Origin of the sequence: Streptomyces palmae, from assembly GCF_004684805.1 — a bacterium.
GTDB classification, from domain to species: Bacteria; Actinomycetota; Actinomycetes; order Streptomycetales; family Streptomycetaceae; genus Streptomyces; species Streptomyces palmae.
The window spans coordinates 1-2,067 of the sequence record NZ_SRID01000615.1 but is presented as its reverse complement, the minus strand read 5'-3'; the positions used below and the strand labels follow the sequence as shown (position 1 = coordinate 2,067).

Annotated in this window: 1 protein-coding gene; it reads left to right on the top strand. The window is 68.7% G+C overall.

Annotated features, from left to right (window positions below):
- Nucleotides 1-830 precede the first annotated feature (830 nt).
- Nucleotides 831-1,874, top strand: a complete 1,044-nt coding sequence (gene trpS, locus E4099_RS31520) for a tryptophan--tRNA ligase (RefSeq protein ID WP_135342513.1) — start codon at nt 831-833, stop codon at nt 1,872-1,874.
- Nucleotides 1,875-2,067: the final 193 nt, after the last annotated feature.

Below are 2,067 nucleotides of genomic sequence, written 5' to 3'. Positions count from 1 at the left end.
TCCTCGCTGTGTTTTTTCTTCAAAGGAACCTCGTCCCAGACCATCAGGCCCGGAGACGGGGTATCAACTAATCTGGCGTTGACTTTTGGCACGCTGTTGAGTTCTCAAGGAACGGACGCTTCCTTCGTACTCACCCTCTCGGGCTTTCCTCCGGGCGCTTCCCTTCGGTGTTTCCAACCTTACCAGATCCGTTTCGCGTTTCCGCTCTCCGTATCCGGCCCCCTGCTGGAGCGGGGCGGCCTTCCCGCTTTCGCTTTCCGGCCTTTCCGACTCTATCAGATTCTTTTTCGTTCCGTTCCCGGCCCGAGTTCGTTTCCGATTCCCCGTCGGAGGGGGTTTGCGCCTTCCGGCGTGATCACTACTTTAGCGGTTTTCCTTGCCGGCTCATAATCGAGCCATTCGGTCCGAAATTCGGCATGCCGAAATTCATCCCGTTCAAGGGCCGTGCAGTAGTGGTTTGCCGCCGGTGCGGCGCGAGTGGTTGCCCTGCCGACCTGATGGGGACGGCGTGACAACTCGAAGAACACTACATGACGCCCGTACGAGCTTCAAACCTGGGGAGGGGGGCGTGCGTCACCCCTGTGGCTGGATCCCGGCAGTGCGGTGGCGGCGGGTCCTGGCGGGCCGCGTCGCAGCCGCCGTATGGTGTCGGCATGTCCAAGCATGCGCACAGTCTTCTCTGGTGGCCCGCCTGACGGCGGCCACCTCTCGCGTATGCACTGACACGGCCGCCGCTCCGGCGGCCGTTCGCGTATCTGCAGTCCCTCGCAGCCGGCCATCCGGTGCGGCGGTCCCACGACCGATCGACACCGATGGACAGGGAGGCTGCGATGGCAGCGACGGCACGACACCGGATCTTCAGCGGAATCAAGCCCACCGGGCATCTGACACTGGGGAACTACCTGGGCGCGATCCGGGGCTGGGTCGAGAGGGACCAGCACCAGGCGGACGCGCTGTTCTGCGTGGTGGACCTGCACGCGTTGACCGTGGACCACGATCCGGCGCGGATCCGGCGCCTCACCCGGCAGGCGGCGACCCTGCTGCTGGCGGCGGGGCTGGATCCCCAGCTGTGCACGCTGTATGTGCAGAGCCATGTGGACGAGCACGCCCGGCTCTCCTATCTGATGGAGTGCACCGCCAGCGATGGCGAGATGCGGCGGATGATCCAGTACAAGGAGAAGGCCGCCCGCGAGGCCGAGCGCGGCGGCTCGGTGCGCCTGTCGCTGCTCACCTATCCGGCGCTGATGGCGGCGGACATCCTGGCCTTCGGGACCGAGGAGGTGCCGGTGGGCGAGGACCAGACCCAGCATGTGGAGCTGGCCCGGGACCTGGCGGTGCGGTTCAACCAGCGGTACGGGACGGTGTTCAAGGTCCCGCGGGCCACCCGGCCGGAGGTGGCGGCGCGCGTCATGGACCTGCGGGACCCCACCTCCAAGATGGGCAAGTCGCACGCCGAGACCAGCGGCATCGTCTATCTGCTGGACGAGCCGGACGTGGCTCGCCGGAAGGTGATGCGGGCGATCACGGACAGCGGCGCGACCGGGGCGATCGAGTTCGACCGGGTGAGCCGGCCGGGGGTGGCGAACCTGCTCAGCATCCTCGCCGCCTGCACCGGCGGCCGGCCGGAGACGCTGGCCGCCGCGTACGGCTCGTACGGAGCGTTGAAGAAGGACACCGCGGAGGCGGTGGTGGAGGTGCTGCGCCCGATCCAGAAGCGGCATGCCGAGCTGTGCGCCGACCCCGCCTCGGTGGACGAGGTGCTGCGGTCCGGCGCGGAACGGGCGCGGTCGCTGGCCCGACCCCGGGTCGACGCGGCCTACGCGGCGGTGGGGTTGTTGCCGGTGGCGGCGGCAGCTCCGGTGACGTCGGTTTGAAGGGGACGTCCGTCGGCGGCGTCGCCTCACGGCGGCTCGCCGGCGGACCGTTCCTTCTCGCAGGAAGGCGGTGATCGGGCGGAGGGGGTCGCCCCCAGGGCCGGGGCGGGCCATGGGCCGAAGCCTCGATGATGTCGCCGGGCCCGGGGAGCGGCCTCGGGGCCGGCGGGGGCTTGAGTCCGAAGCCTGGGCG